This is a genomic window from Marinobacter salexigens, assembly GCF_018860765.1.
GTDB classification, from domain to species: Bacteria; Pseudomonadota; Gammaproteobacteria; order Pseudomonadales; family Oleiphilaceae; genus Marinobacter; species Marinobacter salexigens_A.
In genome coordinates this window covers 103,620-119,691 of record NZ_JAHKPV010000019.1, presented here as the reverse complement: position 1 = coordinate 119,691, position 16,072 = coordinate 103,620, and the positions used below count along the sequence as shown (strand labels likewise).

At 52.6% G+C, this 16,072-nt stretch carries 16 protein-coding genes; 9 read left to right on the top strand and 7 right to left on the bottom strand.

Features of this window, described 5'->3' with window-relative positions; genetic code table 11:
* Nucleotides 1-61: 61 nt before the first annotated feature.
* A complete protein-coding gene (locus tag KO508_RS18980) occupies nt 62-613 on the bottom strand; it encodes a cold-shock protein (RefSeq protein WP_216008417.1) in 552 nt (183 codons plus the stop codon).
* 250 nt (nt 614-863) lie between these two features.
* Between KO508_RS18980 and KO508_RS11285 the strand changes: the two genes are divergently transcribed.
* A complete protein-coding gene (locus tag KO508_RS11285) occupies nt 864-1,082 on the top strand; it encodes a SlyX family protein (protein ID WP_200365652.1) in 219 nt (72 codons plus the stop codon).
* A gap of 68 nt (nt 1,083-1,150) precedes the next feature.
* Here the strand turns inward: KO508_RS11285 and dapE are convergent, their stop codons facing one another.
* Genes dapE through map form a run of 6 tightly spaced genes read right to left on the bottom strand, consistent with a single transcriptional unit; the run spans nt 1,151 to nt 8,301 of the window.
* Nucleotides 1,151-2,287, bottom strand: coding sequence for a succinyl-diaminopimelate desuccinylase (gene dapE / locus KO508_RS11280; protein WP_216008416.1), 1,137 nt, complete (start codon nt 2,285-2,287; stop codon nt 1,151-1,153).
* Nucleotides 2,274-3,302: a 2,3,4,5-tetrahydropyridine-2,6-dicarboxylate N-succinyltransferase gene (dapD, locus tag KO508_RS11275; RefSeq protein WP_216008415.1), complete on the bottom strand. Its 1,029-nt coding sequence runs from the start codon at nt 3,300-3,302 to the stop codon at nt 2,274-2,276. Before dapD ends, dapE begins: the two co-directional genes overlap by 14 nt.
* Before the next feature lie 35 nt (nt 3,303-3,337).
* Nucleotides 3,338-3,688, bottom strand: a complete 351-nt coding sequence (locus KO508_RS11270; RefSeq protein WP_216008414.1) for an ArsC family reductase — start codon at nt 3,686-3,688, stop codon at nt 3,338-3,340.
* A gap of 3 nt (nt 3,689-3,691) precedes the next feature.
* Nucleotides 3,692-4,888, bottom strand: coding sequence for a succinyldiaminopimelate transaminase (gene dapC / locus KO508_RS11265; RefSeq protein WP_216008413.1), 1,197 nt, complete (start codon nt 4,886-4,888; stop codon nt 3,692-3,694).
* Complete coding sequence (locus KO508_RS11260; protein ID WP_216008412.1) at nt 4,885-7,530, bottom strand: [protein-PII] uridylyltransferase; 2,646 nt, start codon at nt 7,528-7,530, stop codon at nt 4,885-4,887. Before KO508_RS11260 ends, dapC begins: the two co-directional genes overlap by 4 nt.
* A complete protein-coding gene (map, locus tag KO508_RS11255; RefSeq protein ID WP_200365642.1) occupies nt 7,531-8,301 on the bottom strand; it encodes a type I methionyl aminopeptidase in 771 nt (256 codons plus the stop codon).
* A 263-nt stretch (nt 8,302-8,564) separates the two neighbouring features.
* On the opposite strand from map, the gene rpsB reads away from it, so the two are divergent.
* From rpsB to rseP, 8 genes are all read left to right on the top strand, one after another.
* Nucleotides 8,565-9,311, top strand: coding sequence for a 30S ribosomal protein S2 (gene rpsB, locus KO508_RS11250; RefSeq protein WP_216008411.1), 747 nt, complete (start codon nt 8,565-8,567; stop codon nt 9,309-9,311).
* 93 nt (nt 9,312-9,404) lie between these two features.
* The gene (gene tsf, locus KO508_RS11245) at nt 9,405-10,274 is read left to right on the top strand and encodes a translation elongation factor Ts (RefSeq protein WP_216008410.1); all 870 of its coding nucleotides are present in this window, start codon (nt 9,405-9,407) and stop codon (nt 10,272-10,274) included.
* 181 nt (nt 10,275-10,455) lie between these two features.
* Nucleotides 10,456-11,184 (top strand): UMP kinase, encoded by a 729-nt coding sequence (gene pyrH / locus KO508_RS11240; RefSeq protein ID WP_200365636.1) that lies wholly within the window; start codon nt 10,456-10,458, stop codon nt 11,182-11,184.
* 42 nt (nt 11,185-11,226) lie between these two features.
* Nucleotides 11,227-11,784 carry a ribosome recycling factor gene (gene frr / locus KO508_RS11235; protein ID WP_216008409.1) on the top strand — a complete coding sequence of 186 codons (558 nt, stop codon included), beginning with the start codon at nt 11,227-11,229 and terminating at the stop codon, nt 11,782-11,784.
* A gap of 70 nt (nt 11,785-11,854) precedes the next feature.
* Nucleotides 11,855-12,625 (top strand): polyprenyl diphosphate synthase, encoded by a 771-nt coding sequence (gene uppS / locus KO508_RS11230; RefSeq protein WP_216008408.1) that lies wholly within the window; start codon nt 11,855-11,857, stop codon nt 12,623-12,625.
* A 21-nt stretch (nt 12,626-12,646) separates the two neighbouring features.
* The gene (locus tag KO508_RS11225; RefSeq protein ID WP_216008407.1) at nt 12,647-13,486 is read left to right on the top strand and encodes a phosphatidate cytidylyltransferase; all 840 of its coding nucleotides are present in this window, start codon (nt 12,647-12,649) and stop codon (nt 13,484-13,486) included.
* Between the two features lie 2 nt (nt 13,487-13,488).
* On the top strand, nt 13,489-14,673 hold the full coding sequence (gene ispC, locus KO508_RS11220) for a 1-deoxy-D-xylulose-5-phosphate reductoisomerase (RefSeq protein ID WP_216008845.1): 1,185 nt from the start codon (nt 13,489-13,491) through the stop codon (nt 14,671-14,673).
* A 47-nt stretch (nt 14,674-14,720) separates the two neighbouring features.
* Nucleotides 14,721-16,070: an RIP metalloprotease RseP gene (rseP, locus tag KO508_RS11215; RefSeq protein WP_216008406.1), complete on the top strand. Its 1,350-nt coding sequence runs from the start codon at nt 14,721-14,723 to the stop codon at nt 16,068-16,070.
* Nucleotides 16,071-16,072: the final 2 nt, after the last annotated feature.

Sequence of the window (16,072 nt, the reverse complement as noted above, 5' to 3'; positions counted from 1 at the left end):
CGGAACGAAAAAGGCAGCCCCTAATTAAATAGTGGGCTGCCTTTTTGTATCAGCTTAGGTTTCAGTCGCTCAGGATCGAAACGTTATCTGCTTGCAGGCCTTTATCGGCGTCAACCACACTGAAACGAACCAGCTGGCCTTGGCGAAGAACCCGACGACCACTTCCACGAATAGCGCGGAAGTGAACAAAGACTTCGTCTCCGCTGTCGCGGACAATGAAGCCAAATCCCTTCTTGACGTTAAACCACTTAACAGTGCCTTCTTCATCGCCTTCGGGGCTGTCGTCATCATAGTCGGCATCATCGGTATCGGAGTTCGCGTAGCCTTGGCTAGAACTCTGGCTCCGAGACGGTGAGCTGCTACGCTGCGGCGCACTGCGTGTTGGTTGCTGTTTAGCGGCAACTGCAACGGCAATAAAGCCGGTAATACCGAAAACAATGAAGGTAATGACGTATGCGGCAATGCCACGGGAGCTGCCCAGAGCCTCTACAAATTCGCCAATGGCAATCAGGCGAAGTGGTTCAGGGGTAAATGAGAGCAGAAGGGCAAGTACCAATGGTGCTGGGATAGCGATCAGGAGAGCAACAAGGATCGCTTTGGCTGGATTACGCATTGACTGAGAATTCTCCATTTTTCATTAACGCTGACGATAAAAAACCGGATATCGGGTAAAATCGCTTATCCGGCCAGTGATTACCCCCCGATTCCCTTAAAAACGAAAGCTCGGGCGGGCAAAAGCGGCATGATAGCAGATTATCCCTGCGGCATACCAAACGGCTGTGGCATTGAATGCTCTTGGCAGGATCTGGATCTCATATTTACCCATTCACGCGAACCAATTATCCAAGAGGGTTGAGTAGCTGATGAGTCAAAACGATTTGCAAACCAGACTGGACGAACTGGAAACACGGCTTGCCTTTCAGGATGATGTTATTCATACCCTGAGCGAGCAGGTGGCGAAGCAAGAGATGGATATTCGTGAACTCTGGGATGCGAAGCGGTTATTGCATAGCCAGATCAAGGATTTTTCGTCGTCTAATATCAAGCGTGAAGAGGAAGAGTTACCGCCACCTCACTACTGATTCATAAAACAAAGAGGCCAGAACAATGTTCTGGCCTCTTTGCTTGCGTTAGTTTTCAAGCGAGTCGCTCAGGCTAGCAATTCCACAAGAATCTGCTCATAAATGCGGGATAGAGTGTCTAGGTCGTCAGCTTTTACGCATTCGTTTACTTTGTGAATGGTCGCGTTGATCGGGCCCAGCTCTACAACCTGCGCGCCGGTTGGTGCGATGAAACGCCCATCAGACGTTCCACCAGACGTAGAGAGCTCAGTCTCGCGCCCGGTTACGTTCCGAATGGCGCTCTGGCTAGCAGACACCAGCGCGCCCTTATCCGTTAGGAAGGGGCGGCCACTGAGGTGCCATTGCAGGTCGTATTTGAGATTGTGCCTCTCAAGCGTTGCCACCACCCGCTCTTCAAGGCTCTCCGCCGTGTTTTCTGTGCAGTATCGGAAGTTGAAGTGCACCAAGCACTCGCCGGGGATGATGTTGCTACCAGTGCCAGCTTCCATTTTTGTAATCTGGAAGGTTGTAGGCGGGAAATAATCGTTGCCGTTGTCCCAGAACTCATTCGCCAGCGTATGCAGAGCTGGTGCGACTGCATGGATGGCATTCTCTGCCAGATGGGGATAAGCAACATGGCCCTGAACGCCCTGTACCGTTAAGTAGCCGTGCAGCGAGCCCCGGCGACCATTCTTTATGACATCACCGACTTCATGAGTGCTGGAGGGTTCGCCAATCAAGCACCAGTCAATCTTTTCTGAACGGACTTCCAGTGCTTCGATAACCTTCACAGTGCCGTTTTGGGCTGGACCTTCCTCGTCACTGGTAATCAGCAGGGCAATGGAGCCACGATGATTCGGGTGAGCGCTTACGAAGCGCTCACATGCAGTGATGAAGGCCGCGAGACTGCCTTTCATGTCGGCAGCGCCCCGGCCATAGAGGTAGCCATCTTTGATAACCGGATCAAACGGTGGGTAAGTCCAGTTTTTTTTAGGCCCGGTAGGAACCACGTCGGTATGCCCTGCAAACGCAAGCACGGGCCCCTCTGAGCCTTTGCGCGCCCAGAGGTTGTCAGTGTCGCCAAATCGCATGTGCTCTGCGGCAAAACCTAAGGGAGATAACCGCGACATCATCAGCTCTTGGCAACCAGCATCATCTGGCGTTACTGATGGCCGGCTGATCAGGTCGATGGCCAGTTTGATTGTTGATGAATCAGTTGTTTGCATGGAGTTCGTCGTTCAGTTCGATAGCGGATCGATTGGTTTTACATTCAACCGCGCCGGTTTGGCTATTACGGCGGAACAAAAGGTCTGGTTTGTTGGCCAGATCGCGGGCTTTGATGATTTCGACCAATTCGTTGTTGTCGTCCAGTAGAGCAACTTTGGTACCGGCAGTAATATACAGGCCGGCCTCAACCTTGCAGCGGTCACCTAATGGAATGCCAATGCCTGCATTTGCGCCGATCAGGCAGTTTTCGCCGACAGAAATAACCATGTTGCCGCCACCCGACAGAGTGCCCATGGTCGAACAGCCGCCACCAAGGTCTGACCCCTTGCCCACCATCACGCCTGCAGAAATGCGGCCTTCAATCATGCTGGTGCCTTCGGTGCCAGCATTGAAGTTGATAAAGCCTTCGTGCATAACGGTTGTACCTTCACCTACGTAGGCGCCAAGGCGCACTCGCGCTGTATCTGCAATGCGAACGCCATTGGGCACTACGTAATCCGTCATCTGCGGGAATTTGTCTACAGACTTCACTTCCAGAGAGCGGCCTTCAAGGCGGGCCTTAAGCTGACGTTCCGCTAGCTCGTTCAGGTCAATGGCGCCTTCGTTGGTCCACGCCAAGTTAGGCAGTAGGCCGAAGATGCCGTCCAATTTCAGGCCATGGGGTTTTGCTTGTCGGTGGGAGATCAAATGCAGCTTAAGATAGACCTCCGGCGTGCTTGAAGCGGTATCGTCTGTTTCTAGAACGGTCACTACAACCGGGCGTTTGCTGCTGGCGGCCTTCTCTGCGAGTGATGCCTGATTTGTTGAGCCGATTTGGCGCAGGGCATTTGCAAATTGAACCAGTTGTTCAGCGGTAGCATGGATTGCCTGATTCCCGCCTTTATAATCCAGAGCCGTCCCCACTACATCAATCAGCTCTGTCTCGGGGGTGATGATCGGTTGCTGGTAAAAAACCTCCAGCCATTCTCCCTGATTGTTTTGGGTGCCGATACCTATGCCGAATGCAAAGCTCATGCAGTGATTGCTCCTGTCTGTTTGGTGACGTCTATTTAATGGTGTTTTTTGATGATTGCCGCCCAGTCGTCGGCGTTGAAGCCGACATAAACCGCGCTGTAATATTCGACAATGGGCCGTTTAATGATGGAGGTGTTTTCCAGCATAATGTCGTGGGCAGATTGGGCGCTGATAGTATCACGAACCTCGTCGCTGAGTTTGCGCCAAGTGGTGCCACGGCGGTTCAGGAGGGTTTCCCAGCCTACCGCTTTTTCCCACTGGGATAACCGGTTCTCATCCAGCCCTTCTTTTTTGAAGTCGTGAAACTCGTAGGTAATGCCTTGCTCATCAAGCCATTTACGGGCTTTTTTGACGGTGTCGCAATTGCGAATGCCATAGAGTTTCATAAGTCAGTTTGCCTTTACAAATTCAACGATGCGCCTCGCAGCTTCCACGCATTCTTCCAGTGGTGCAACCAATGCCATGCGAACCCTGTTTTTCCCCGGGTTGTGACCGTTCACAGTGCGGGACAGGTAGCGACCGGGCAAGACATGAACGTTCTGCTGGGCAGACAGCTCTTTCGCAAAAGTTTCGTCATCCATTGGGGTAGTAGGCCAAAGGTAGAAACCGGCATCAGGGAAATCCACGTCCATGACTTCGCGCAGGATAGGTATTACAGCCTCAAATTTAGCTCGGTAAGCTGCCCGGTTGTCCCGCACATGGCTCTCATCCTGCCAGGCAGCAATGCTGGCCAGCTGGTTGTGAACCGGCATGGCGCAACCATGATAGGTGCGGTAATTAAGGTAGCCTTTTAATATGTTTGCATCCCCGGCGACAAAACCTGATCTCAGGCCGGGCAGATTACTGCGCTTCGAGAGGCTGTGAAAAACAATGCAGCGGGCGAAGTCATGTCGGCCTATCGCTGCGCAGGTTTGCAGCAAACCTTCAGGCGGCTTGTTTTCATCAGGGTACAGTTCGGTGTAGCACTCGTCAGAAGCAACAATGAAGTCATACTTGTCAGCCAGTTCGATGACTTTTGACAGGGTTTTTCTGGAAATAACTGCGCCGCTGGGATTGCCTGGAGAGCACAGGAACAGCACTTGGCAGTCTCCCCATACCGCTTCTGGTACGGCTTCGAAATCGGGAATAAAACCGTTGGACCCATCGCAAGGCAGGTAAACGGGTGTCGCGCCGGCAAGGAATGCCGCCCCTTCATATACCTGATAGAACGGATTCGGGCTCACAACCGTTGGCTGCTTACTTGCATCGACCACGGCCTGTACCAGAGAAAATATCGCTTCCCGGGTTCCATTCACCGGCACTATGTTGTGATCCGGGCTCAGGGATCCTGGTTGCAGGTGGAATCGACGGGTAGCCCATTCACCAATGGCCTCTCTGAGCTCATTCGTGCCCCTGGTTGTCGGGTAATTCGCCAGCCGGTCCAGATTATCGGCAATCACTTGCTTCACAAATTCAGGAGAAGGGTGCTTGGGCTCACCAATGCCGAGGGAAATAGATGACAGGTTGGCCGGTACCGATATGCCAGCTTTGAGCTTTGCCAATTTTTCAAACGGATAGGGGTGAAGCTTGTTAAGGTTCGGATTCATTGAATGTCATCCAGCGTTTTGCATAAGTCTTGTTGCAGCGCCTGACATACTGCAGGATCGCTGATCGGTTCCCCGTGTTCGTCGGTCACAAAGAACACGTCTTCCACCCGTTCACCCAGCGTTGCGATTTTAGCGTTGCTCAGGCGTATATGGTGGTGTAGGAAAACTTGTCCGACCCACGCCAGAAGACCGGGGCGGTCAGGTGTTATCACTTCAATGACTGTCCGGTCGTTGACAGTGTCATTGGAAAATACCACCTCTGTAGGAAACGAAAAGTGCCTGAGTTGCCGTGGTGTACGGCGGTGAATGATGTCGGGATAATCCTCCGGATCATCCAACTCTTCGATCAGGCGTCTGCGCACACGCTCTTTGCGGGCTGGGTCCACTCCCAGTGGTTGGCCCTGCTCGTCCAGAACCACATAGGAGCTGATGGTGAAGGGGCTATCATTCGAGCTAATGCGGGCATCAACAATGTTCAGGTTGAGTTGCTCCAGCACGGCTGTTGTTGCTGCAAACAGGGTGGCCCGGTCTTCCATGTAAATAATGATCTGGGAGAAACCATCGGTGGGGCCGCCGTGAGTATCCCGAATAAGCACCAGTGGCCCTGGCGTGTCGCCATGATTAATGATTGCGGCTGTTTGCCAAGCAATATCAACCGTGGAGTCCTGTAGGAAGTAGTCCTCATCGACAGTATCCCAGATAGCATCTATCTGCTCGTCGGTGATGTTTTGGGCGTGGAGAATATCCCTTGCCTCAGACTGGGTCGCGCGTACCCATTCCTGTCTATCTACAGGAATTTCAGTGCCTTGTCTTAGGGCTCTCTTGGCTTCTAGATACAGTTGACGCAGAAGGGATGCGCGCCAGGTGTTCCAGAGTTTTGGATTGGTGGCGCTAATATCGCATACCGTGAGGATGTACAAATAATCCAAATGCGCCTGGCTGGGCACTGCGCGAGCAAAGGAGCGAATAATGTCCGGGTCGGAAATATCTTTGCGCTGCGCCGTCATCGACATCAGAAGGTGGTTTTCTATCAGCCAAGAAACCAGTTGGGTGTCGCGCTCACCTAAGTGGTGGCGCTCACAGAAGGATTCGGCATCTACGGCGCCAAGCTCTGAATGGTCTCCGCCACGGCCCTTGGCGATGTCGTGGTATAGGCCCGCAATATAAAGTAGTTCTCGCTTAGGTAGGCCATGGATTAACCGGGCGGCTAGCGGATAGTCGTCACGAGCCTCCGGGCCACTCATTCGAACCATGTTGCGAACAACCCGCATGGTATGCGCGTCAACGGTATAGATATGGAAAAGATCGTGCTGCATCTGGCCAATAATCTGGCCGAATTCGGGCAGGTAGCGGCCCAGCACGTTGTACTTTTTCATGGCAGAGAGGGTTGTATCCAGCCCGTGGGGTGTTTTCAACAGCTCCATGAAAAGGGATGTTACAGCCAAGTCAGCCCGAAAAGCGTCGTCAATCAGGTGTCTGTGTGCCCGCAAAGAACGAATAGTGGTCGCTCGGATTCCCTTTATTTCAGGGTGCTGCGCCATCAGTACAAAAATTTCCATAATCGCGTAGGGCGAGTAGGCAAACACCTGATTGTTTACCGCTTCTATATAACTGTTGCGAATCTGGAAGCGCTTGTTGATGGGCTGTATGTTGTCCTCTGAGCCGGTGCCGAGTATTGCCTCATCGTAGAATTGAAGAATAACGTCAGCCAGCTCGGCAAGCGCCAATACAGCCCGATAGTACGATTGCATCATGAGCTCTACATCGAGCCGCTTGCCTTCGTCTTTGTAACCCAGCATTTGCGCCAGCGCACGTTGATGATCGAACAGCAGCCGGTTTTCGTTGCGATTTGCAATCAGCTGTAGCCCGTAGCGCAGCTTCCACAACAGGGTTTCGCCATGAACCAGAATCTGGTGTTCCTCGTCGGTGAGGATGCTGAAGCGGGTAAGGTCGGCAATGCTTTGTAGGCCGAAGTGCCGTTTGGTAATCCATCCAATGGTCTGTATGTCTCGCAAGGCACCCGGGGAGCTTTTTACATTGGGCTCCAGGTTGTACTCGGTGTCGCTGTATTTTTTGTGGCGAAGCTCTTGCTCTTTACGCTTGGCTATAAAGTAGTCGCGGTCGGTGATGATGTTGTCTGAGTAGGCTTGTTCACTGAGCTCTTCGCGTAGCTCATCCGGGCCGGCAATCGTGCGGGTTTCCAGAAGGTTGGTCAGTGTCGATATGTCATCTCGTGCCGCTGCTTTGCTTTCTTCAATGCTGCGGACGCTGTGGCCAATGTCGAGTTTTAGGTCCCACAGCAGGGTAACGAAAGCGCCAAGATCTTCCTGCCAGTCGGGCTCGATACCGTCGCGGGTCAGAATCAGCAGGTCAATGTCAGAGTGGGGGTGAAGCTCACCTCGGCCATATCCGCCAACGGCGATCAACGCGATATCGGGAGAGCTGGAGAATGGGTACCGGTTCCAGATCAGTCTTAGTGCTGTGTCGACAGTATCAGCTCTGGAATGAACCAGAGCCCTCACATCGGCGCCTTGTCGAAAGGCCTCGGCATCTGCATCGTAGCGCTGTTTCAGCAACTCTCTGGCAGCCATAACAGGGGAGGTGTCACCGCTGATCCTGGCTTCCAGTTCCTGACGGTCCACTTAGAAGGACTCTTCCGATCGCTTGGTCAGCACTTCATAGCCATCAGCTGTGACAAGAATTGTGTGCTCCCACTGTGCTGAAAGCTTGTGATCTTTGGTGACGACGGTCCACTGATCCGGGAGCAGTTTGGTTTGGTACTTGCCTTGGTTGATCATCGGCTCGATCGTAAAGGTCATGCCTTCCTGAAGTTCCATTCCGGTGCCTGGCTTGCCGTAGTGCATAACCTGTGGCTCTTCATGAAACACCTTGCCGATGCCGTGCCCGCAGTAGTCACGCACCACGGAATAACGATGTTTTTCAGCGTGCTGCTGTATCACGTGGCCAATATCACCCAGGCGTGTGCCGGGCTTGACCAGTTCAATGCCTTTATATAGGCATTCCTGGGTAATTTTGATCAGCCTCTCTGTTCCCGGCTTGGGCTTGCCGACAATCCACATCTTGCTGGTATCGCCGTGGTATTCATCCTTGATTACAGTCACATCTATATTGACGATGTCACCATCTTTAAGGATCTTTTTCTCTGAAGGTATGCCGTGGCAGATGACGTGGTTAACGGATATGCAAACAGATTTCGGGAAGCCTTTATAGTTGAGTGGGGCCGGGATGGCATCCCTCTCGTTAACAATATAGTTGTGGCATATCTGATTGAGCTCTTCGGTGGAAACACCAGGTTTGACATGTTCCCCTATCATCTCGAGAACGTCAGCCGCCAAGCGACCGGCCACACGCATCTTTTCAATTTCTTCCGGAGTCTTGATCGATACTTGCATTGAGCTTCCCATTGATTTGTGTCAAACGAGCATTTTAAGGGTCCCGCGCTCAGGGTACAAGGAAGGCTCGATGCAAAATTAATGGCGTGAGGTCACCGATTTATGGTATAAACGCGCCCGCCGGAAACAAATCCGGCAAATTCACACACGTGTCAGCACGTTGCCCCAGGGTGCCTGCTCCCGCTTTAAGAAGTGTAAGGGATGCCTGGTTGGGGTAATTGGATGCGTGGAGGACTAACCCGAAGCTAAACTAAGGTAATATCATGGCTCAGGTAAATATGCGTGACCTGCTCAAGGCAGGTGCTCACTTCGGTCACCAGACTCGCTACTGGAACCCGAAAATGTCGAAGTTCATCTTCGGCGCCCGTAACAAGATTCATATCATCAACCTTGAGCAGACTGTTCCTGCTATGAACGAAGCTCTAGATTTCGTTCAGAAGCTGACAGAAAGCAAGAATAAGATCCTGTTTGTCGGCACCAAGCGCGCCGCAGCCAAGGTCATCAAGGAAGAAGCAGAGCGTTCCAGCCAGCCTTTCGTTAATCACCGCTGGCTTGGTGGCATGCTGACCAACTACAAGACCATTCGTCAGTCCATCCGTCGCTACCGTGATCTGGAAGCCCAGAGTAAAGACGGTACTTTCGACAAGCTGACCAAGAAAGAAGCCCTCGAGCGCACCCGTGAAATGGACAAGCTTGAGCGTTCTATCGGTGGTATCAAGGATATGGGCGGCCTGCCTGATGCCTTGTTCGTTATCGACGTAGACCACGAACGTATTGCGATTAAAGAAGCCAACAAGCTGGGTATCCCCGTTATCGGTGTTGTTGATACCAACAGCAACCCAGACGGCGTTGATTTCGTTATCCCCGGTAACGATGACGCTATTCGTGCGATCCAGATTTACGTAAAAGCTGTTGCTGATACCTGCTTGGAATCAGCGCAAGCCGGTGGCGCTGACGAGTTTGTAGAAGTTGCAGAAGAATCTGCAGGTGCCGCTCCAGCTGCTGAGTGATGCATCCGCGTCACTGATGAGATGTAAGGCATGCCCGGGTGAACTGCCGGGTATGCCTCCCTACCGAATTCGGAAAAGTTAAGAGGACTGAACATGGCTGCAATTACCGCTGCAATGGTCAAAGAGCTGCGTGAGCGCACTGGCCTTGGCATGATGGAGTGCAAAAAGGCTCTGGTTGAATCTGAAGGCAGTGTAGACGCGGCAATCGAAGAGCTGCGCAAGTCTTCTGGCCTCAAAGCCGCCAAAAAAGCTGGCCGTACCGCCGCTGAAGGTGTGTCGCTGATCAAAATCTCCGACGACAACACTGTTGCTTACGTTTTGGAAGTAAACTCCGAGACAGATTTTGTTGCTCGCGATGACAACTTCCTGAGCTTTGCCAACGACGTATTGAGCGTTGCGTTCGAAAAAGACGAAACCGACGTTGCCAAGCTGATGGAAGGTGATCTGGAGGCCAAGCGCGAAGCTCTGGTTCAGAAGATTGGTGAGAACATCACTGTTCGCCGTCTGGTTTCCGTCAAAGGCCCGGTTGTAGGTGGCTACGTTCACAGCACCAACAAAATTGCTTCGGTTGTGGCTTTGACAGCTGGCGACGCTGAGCTTGCCCGCGATATCGCCATGCACGCTGCTGCGGTTAACCCACGGGTTGCCAAGCCAGAAGATATGCCTGCTGAAGAGCTGGAAAAAGAGAAAGAAGTAATCAAAGCCCAGCCGGATATGGAAGGCAAGCCTGCCGAAATCGTTGAAAAAATGATGGGCGGTCGTATTCAGAAGTTCCTCAAGGAAAACAGCCTTGTTGAGCAGCCTTTCGTAAAGAACCCAGAGCAGACTGTTGGCCAGCTTATCAAAGCGGCTGGTGGTGAGCTGGTTGGTTTCGTTCGTCTGGAAGTAGGCGAAGGCATTGAGAGAGAGGAAGTGGACTTTGCCGCCGAGGTTGCTGCTGCAGCCAGCGAAGGCAAGGCCTAATCCCTTTTAGGCGCTTTGACACCGAGTTACAGCGCTATTCTAGTCTGCCACGTTGGCCGGTTTTTCCGGCTCTCGTGGCGGGCTTGTATCTGAGATGCCCCTTTTTTTAAGGGATATGTCAGATACAAGCCTGCAACGCGTATCACGCCGGATAGCAGCCAACACACGAAAGGGGATCAGTATGCCGACATCACCTAAAAACCAGCCAAGATACAATCGGGTTTTGCTCAAGCTCAGTGGCGAAGCCCTGATGGGCGAACACGATTTCGGTATTGATCCCAAAGTTCTTGACCGTATGGCCCTTGAAATCGGCGCACTTATCGGAATCGGTATTCAAGTGGGTTTGGTGATTGGCGGTGGCAATTTGTTCCGGGGTGCATCGCTGAGTCAAGCAGGAATGGACAGAGTAACCGGTGATCATATGGGCATGTTGGCAACCGTTATGAACGGTTTAGCCATGCGCGATGCTCTCGAGCGATCGAACATTCGCACCCGGGTAATGTCTGCCATCCCCATGAGTGGTATTGTTGAGCATTATGATCGCCGGCGCGCAGTTCGCGATTTGAAAGATGGTGATGTGGTTATATTTTGCGCAGGCACCGGCAACCCGTTTTTTACTACCGATTCTGCAGCCTGCCTACGTGGTATTGAAATTGAAGCAGATGCCGTACTCAAGGCAACTAAGGTTGATGGTGTCTATTCTGCGGACCCTTATCTCGACCCGACCGCCGAAAAGTATGACAAGCTGACGTACGATGAAGTGCTGGATAAAAAGCTCGGTGTGATGGACCTTACAGCAATCTGTTTGGCGCGGGATCACGGCATGCCGCTGCGAGTATTTGATATGAACCGTGCGGGCGCTCTAACGCGCATCGTGACCGGTGAGAAAGAAGGTACACTGATTGAATAATGGGCGCAGTGGTTGCCCGTCGAACGAATTGAGGATGATTACGTGATTGACGATATAAAAACTGAAGCCGAAAAGAAAATGAAGAAGAGCTTGGAGGCTCTGACCTCGGCATTCAATAAAATCCGAACCGGCCGTGCCCACCCGTCTATTTTGGACAGCGTGATGGTTAACTATTACGGTCAAGAGACGCCGCTGAAGCAAGTTGCCAGCGTAAACGTGGAAGATAACCGTACTTTGGCCGTATCGCCTTGGGAAAAGAACCTAGTACCTGTTATCGAAAAGGCTATTATGGCTTCCGATCTAGGGCTCAACCCGGCAACTAGCGGCGATCTTATCCGCATTCCAATGCCTATGCTGACCCAAGAGACCCGTAAGGAAATGGTTAAGCAAGCCAAAGCGGATGCCGAAAATGCTCGTGTTTCTGTGCGGAATGCGCGCCGTGATGCCAACAGCATGATGAAAGAACTGCTGAAGGAAAAGGACATTTCGGAAGATGATGAGCGCAGAGGTGAAGACGAAATCCAGAAGCTGACAGACCGCTACATCGCCGAAGTCGAGAAGATGCTCAAGGCAAAAGAAGAGGACCTAATGGCGGTTTGATCGCCTCGGTTCACTTGCAATAGAAACATACGGCTTGCAGTGGATTTCTGCAGGCCGTACAGGGGATTTCATGACGGGAACAGTATCCGCAGAAATTCCGGTGTCGGCTGATAACCGGCCCCGGCATGTGGCCATTATCATGGATGGTAATAACCGATGGGCGAAAGAACGCCGGTTAAAAGGGGTGGCGGGGCATAAAGCCGGTGTTGATGCTGTAAAGGCGGTTGTTGAGACCTGTGCCCGAGAAGGTGTGGAGGTGCTCACGCTGTTCGCCTTCTCAAGCGAAAACTGGCGGCGACCCAAGGACGAAGTGTCGGCTCTCATGAAGCTGTTTCTTTTTGCTTTGGAGCGAGAAGTTAGAAAGCTGCACCGCAATGATATCCGCCTTCGCATTATTGGTGACCGCTCCGCGTTTAACGCTACCTTGCAAGAACACATGGCTAAGGCCGAGGCCCTTACAAAGCACAACACCAGAATGACACTGGTCATTGCTGCAAACTATGGCGGCCACTGGGATATCACCCAAGCGACCCGGCAGGTTGCTGAAATGGTGAAGAGCGGCGAGGTTGCACCCTCCGACATTACCGATGATCTTATTCAGCAACACCTGAGCATTGGTGACCTCCCAATGCCGGATTTAATGATCCGAACCGCAGGTGAGCAACGGATTAGCAACTTCATGCTTTGGCATCTGGCCTACACCGAACTGTATTTTTCGCCCGTGTTCTGGCCTGAATTCAAAGAGGATGAAATGCGTAAAGCGCTGCAGGCCTACGCAGGACGCCAGCGGCGCTTTGGTCAAACAGACGATCAAATTGCTGCCAAGCCCGTACAACAATAACGAATTACAGCGACCTCTATTGTGCTAAAAACCCGAATCATCACAGCTCTTATTCTCGCGCCCATTGCTATCGGTGGCATCTTCTTTCTACCACCAATGGGTTTTGCGTTATTTACCGCTGCGATAATTACGTTAGGGTCTTGGGAGTGGGCGAATATGTCTGGCTTTGAGCAGCAGTCGGGGCGGGTTGCCTATGCTGCTGCTATCGCACTCATTCTCTATAGTCTTCTTAACGTATCTGTTGTACCCGTGCTTTGGCTTGCACTTATCTGGTGGGGGGGCTGTTTTTTGTTGGTGCGCAGTTATCCCGCAGGTTCCGAGCGCTGGGGTAGTGCGCCTGTGCGAGCGTTCATGGGAGTATTGGTTTTGGTGCCCGCGTGGGTGGGGCTAAACCACCTACGAACCGGCGGCTTTCAGTTCGGTACCACAGACAACAATCTGCTGCTGATTTTGTATGTGTTTTGCGTGGTCTGGGTTGCAGATATTGGTGCTTATTTCTCCGGTAGGGCATTCGGCAAAGCCAAGCTAGCGCCTAGAGTCAGCCCCGGAAAGTCGTGGGCGGGAGTCTACGGCGGGTTGATTGCGGTAGCGGTTTTTGCGTTGATTGTAAGTTTGTTTGCCTCTGCAAGCGCTATGGAAACCATTTTGCTGGTTGTCGCTACCCTAGTGACAGGCTTCGTGTCGGTACTTGGCGACCTGCTTGAAAGCATGCTCAAACGCTTTAGAGGCATTAAAGACAGCAGCGGACTGCTGCCCGGGCATGGTGGCATCATGGACCGGATCGACAGCCTAACGGCGGCTATTCCAGTGTTCGCGCTCATAATCACATTATTGGGTTGGCTCGCGGTTGGGCCTTTGTGAATATGGAGAGCCGCTCTATCACGGTGCTGGGGGCTACTGGTTCGATCGGGCTCTCCACTTTGGATGTTGTCCGCCGCCACCCTGATCGATTTTCTGTTTACGCTCTAACCGCCAGTACCCGTGCCGAAGAGCTTGCAACGCTGTGCCGTGAATTTCATCCGAAAGTTGCAGTTATGGCCGATGCAGCAGCCGCAAAACGATTGACTGAATTGCTTTCAGACCTACCGGATATATCTGTTTTGAGTGGCGAAGCGGGGCTTTGTGAGGCAGCTTCCGCCCCGAGTGCCTGTACCGTCATGGCGGCGATAGTTGGAGCGGCGGGGCTTGCTCCCACACTGGCCGCTGTGCGCGCTAGTAAGCGGGTGTTGTTGGCCAACAAAGAAGCGCTGGTTATGTCCGGCCAGCTTTTTATGGATGCGGTATCTGCCTCTGGAGCAGAGTTGCTGCCTATAGATTCTGAGCACAATGCCATCTTCCAGTGCTTGCCAGCAGATAAAATACGCGACCCTGAAGGCGCGGGCATTACCCGAATTCTTCTTACAGCGTCCGGAGGTCCATTCCGACAGCACAGTGCGGAAGATTTAAGGTCGGTTACGCCAGCGCAGGCCTGCGCCCATCCGAATTGGTCGATGGGTCAGAAAATTTCTGTGGACTCGGCCACTCTGATGAATAAAGGGCTTGAGCTGATTGAAGCCTGCTGGTTGTTCAACACCACGCCAGAAAGCATCGAAGTTCACGTACACCCAGAGAGCATTATTCACTCCATGGTAGAGTATGCCGATGGTTCGGTGTTGGCACAGCTCGGCAGCCCTGATATGCGAACGCCCATCGCCAACGGTTTGGCCTGGCCCGAGCGTATTGATGCAGGTGTTGCTCCCTTGGACCTTTTTTCAATCGGGCGGTTTCATTTTGAACGGCCGGATTTGTTGCGATTCCCCTGCCTGCGCCTAGCGGCAGAGGCCTTTCAGTTGGGTGGGACCGCGCCCGCAGTGCTTAACGCTGCAAATGAGGTCGCGGTGGGTGAGTTTCTTAAGGGGAATCTTGCGTTTACGGACATTCCGGTAGTCATTGAGCGAACACTCGCTGCAACCCCCGTGGTGCCAGCAGACAGCTTTGATACCATCTTTGCGAAGAACTCAGAAGCGCGGCAGCGGGCTCGGGAACAGATTGGCCTGTTAACTGTCTGAAATAATTTAGAGATTTTCGCCAGATTGGCGTTTACACCGGGAATGTTATGCAGATTATTCAAACCGTACTTGCTCTCGCGCTTACTTTGGGGATACTCGTGACCCTGCATGAGTACGGCCATTTTTGGGTCGCGCGCCGCTGTGGCGTGAAAGTGCTGCGCTTTTCCGTGGGCTTCGGTAAACCCTTGTTCTCTTGGTACGACCGCCACGGAACTGAGTTTGCAATAGCCGCTATCCCATTGGGTGGCTACGTTAAAATGTTGGACGAGCGAGAGGGGCCCGTACCCGAAGACCTCAGAGATCAGGCCTTTACCTCAAAACCGCCGTCTCAGCGGATCGCCATTGCAGCCGCAGGCCCGATAGCCAACTTCCTGTTTGCTATTTTTGCCTACTGGTTGCTTAGCGTTGTGGGTGTTACCCATGTTGCGCCGATTGTAGGCGATGTAGCAGTGGACAGTGTCGCCAGCAATACCGGCTTGCAAGAAGGCATGGAAATCCATGCAGTTGATGGTCACCGAGTGAGCTCGTGGCGCGATGTAAACATGCGCATTCTTGAGCGTGCCGGTGAGCAGGGTTTGATAACCTTGGATGTGTCCAGTTCAGGTGCGCACGGAACATTGAGTGGCGAGCTTGGCGGCTGGAGTCTGAGCGATGAAACACCGAATCCACTCGGTGAGTTTGGCGTTACGCCCTGGCGACCAGACGTACCTGCCGTACTTGGCCAGATTGCTGACGGTGGTCGCGCCCAGGCCGCAGGTCTTCAAGCAGGGGATCGAGTAATTGCGGTCAGTGGTGAGCCAGTGGGCAATTGGTTTGAGTTGGTTGATTTTGTTCGCAACGCACCAGAACAATCGCTTGATCTTACCATCGAGCGTGCTGGAGCCGAACGATCTGTTCGAATTACGCCAGCGGAAAAAGTGCAAGACAATGGCGAGACAATCGGATTTGTAGGTGTTGGCGTTCAGCCGGTCACATGGCCAGATAATGCCATGCGGGACGTTCGCTACGGTCCCTTGGCGGCGATCCCCATTGCGCTGGATGAAACCTGGGCTGATACCCGCCTCACACTTGTCGCCATCAAAAAAATGGTTACAGGGCTGCTTTCACCCAGTAACCTCAGCGGCCCAATTACAATTGCCCGTGTAGCTGAAGCCAGTGTTAGTTCCGGATTTGAAGATTTTGTTCGTTTTCTGGCTTACCTAAGCGTCAGTTTGGGCATCCTGAACCTGTTACCCGTTCCTGTGCTGGATGGTGGTCATATTGTTTATTACACCATCGAAGCCATCCGCAAAAAACCGGTATCAGATGCCGTTCAGGAGCTTGGGTTACGAATTGGTATGGCAATGATTCTTACATTAATGGTGTTTGCTCTTTACAACGACCTGATGCGGTTGTGAGA

Bases quoted from the DNA above. Each gene is read 5' to 3' on its own strand.
- KO508_RS18980 (WP_216008417.1), bottom strand. From the start codon at position 613: ATGCGTAATCCAGCCAAAGCGATCCTTGTTGCTCTCCTGATCGCTATC.
- KO508_RS11285 (WP_200365652.1), top strand. From the start codon at position 864: ATGAGTCAAAACGATTTGCAAACCAGACTGGACGAACTGGAAACACGG.
- dapE (WP_216008416.1), bottom strand. From the start codon at position 2,287: ATGCAAACAACTGATTCATCAACAATCAAACTGGCCATCGACCTGATC.
- dapD (WP_216008415.1), bottom strand. From the start codon at position 3,302: ATGAGCTTTGCATTCGGCATAGGTATCGGCACCCAAAACAATCAGGGA.
- KO508_RS11270 (WP_216008414.1), bottom strand. From the start codon at position 3,688: ATGAAACTCTATGGCATTCGCAATTGCGACACCGTCAAAAAAGCCCGT.
- dapC (WP_216008413.1), bottom strand. From the start codon at position 4,888: ATGAATCCGAACCTTAACAAGCTTCACCCCTATCCGTTTGAAAAATTG.
- map (WP_200365642.1), bottom strand. From the start codon at position 8,301: ATGCAAGTATCGATCAAGACTCCGGAAGAAATTGAAAAGATGCGTGTG.
- rpsB (WP_216008411.1), top strand. From the start codon at position 8,565: ATGGCTCAGGTAAATATGCGTGACCTGCTCAAGGCAGGTGCTCACTTC.
- tsf (WP_216008410.1), top strand. From the start codon at position 9,405: ATGGCTGCAATTACCGCTGCAATGGTCAAAGAGCTGCGTGAGCGCACT.
- pyrH (WP_200365636.1), top strand. From the start codon at position 10,456: ATGCCGACATCACCTAAAAACCAGCCAAGATACAATCGGGTTTTGCTC.
- uppS (WP_216008408.1), top strand. From the start codon at position 11,855: ATGACGGGAACAGTATCCGCAGAAATTCCGGTGTCGGCTGATAACCGG.
- ispC (WP_216008845.1), top strand. From the start codon at position 13,489: ATGGAGAGCCGCTCTATCACGGTGCTGGGGGCTACTGGTTCGATCGGG.
- rseP (WP_216008406.1), top strand. From the start codon at position 14,721: ATGCAGATTATTCAAACCGTACTTGCTCTCGCGCTTACTTTGGGGATA.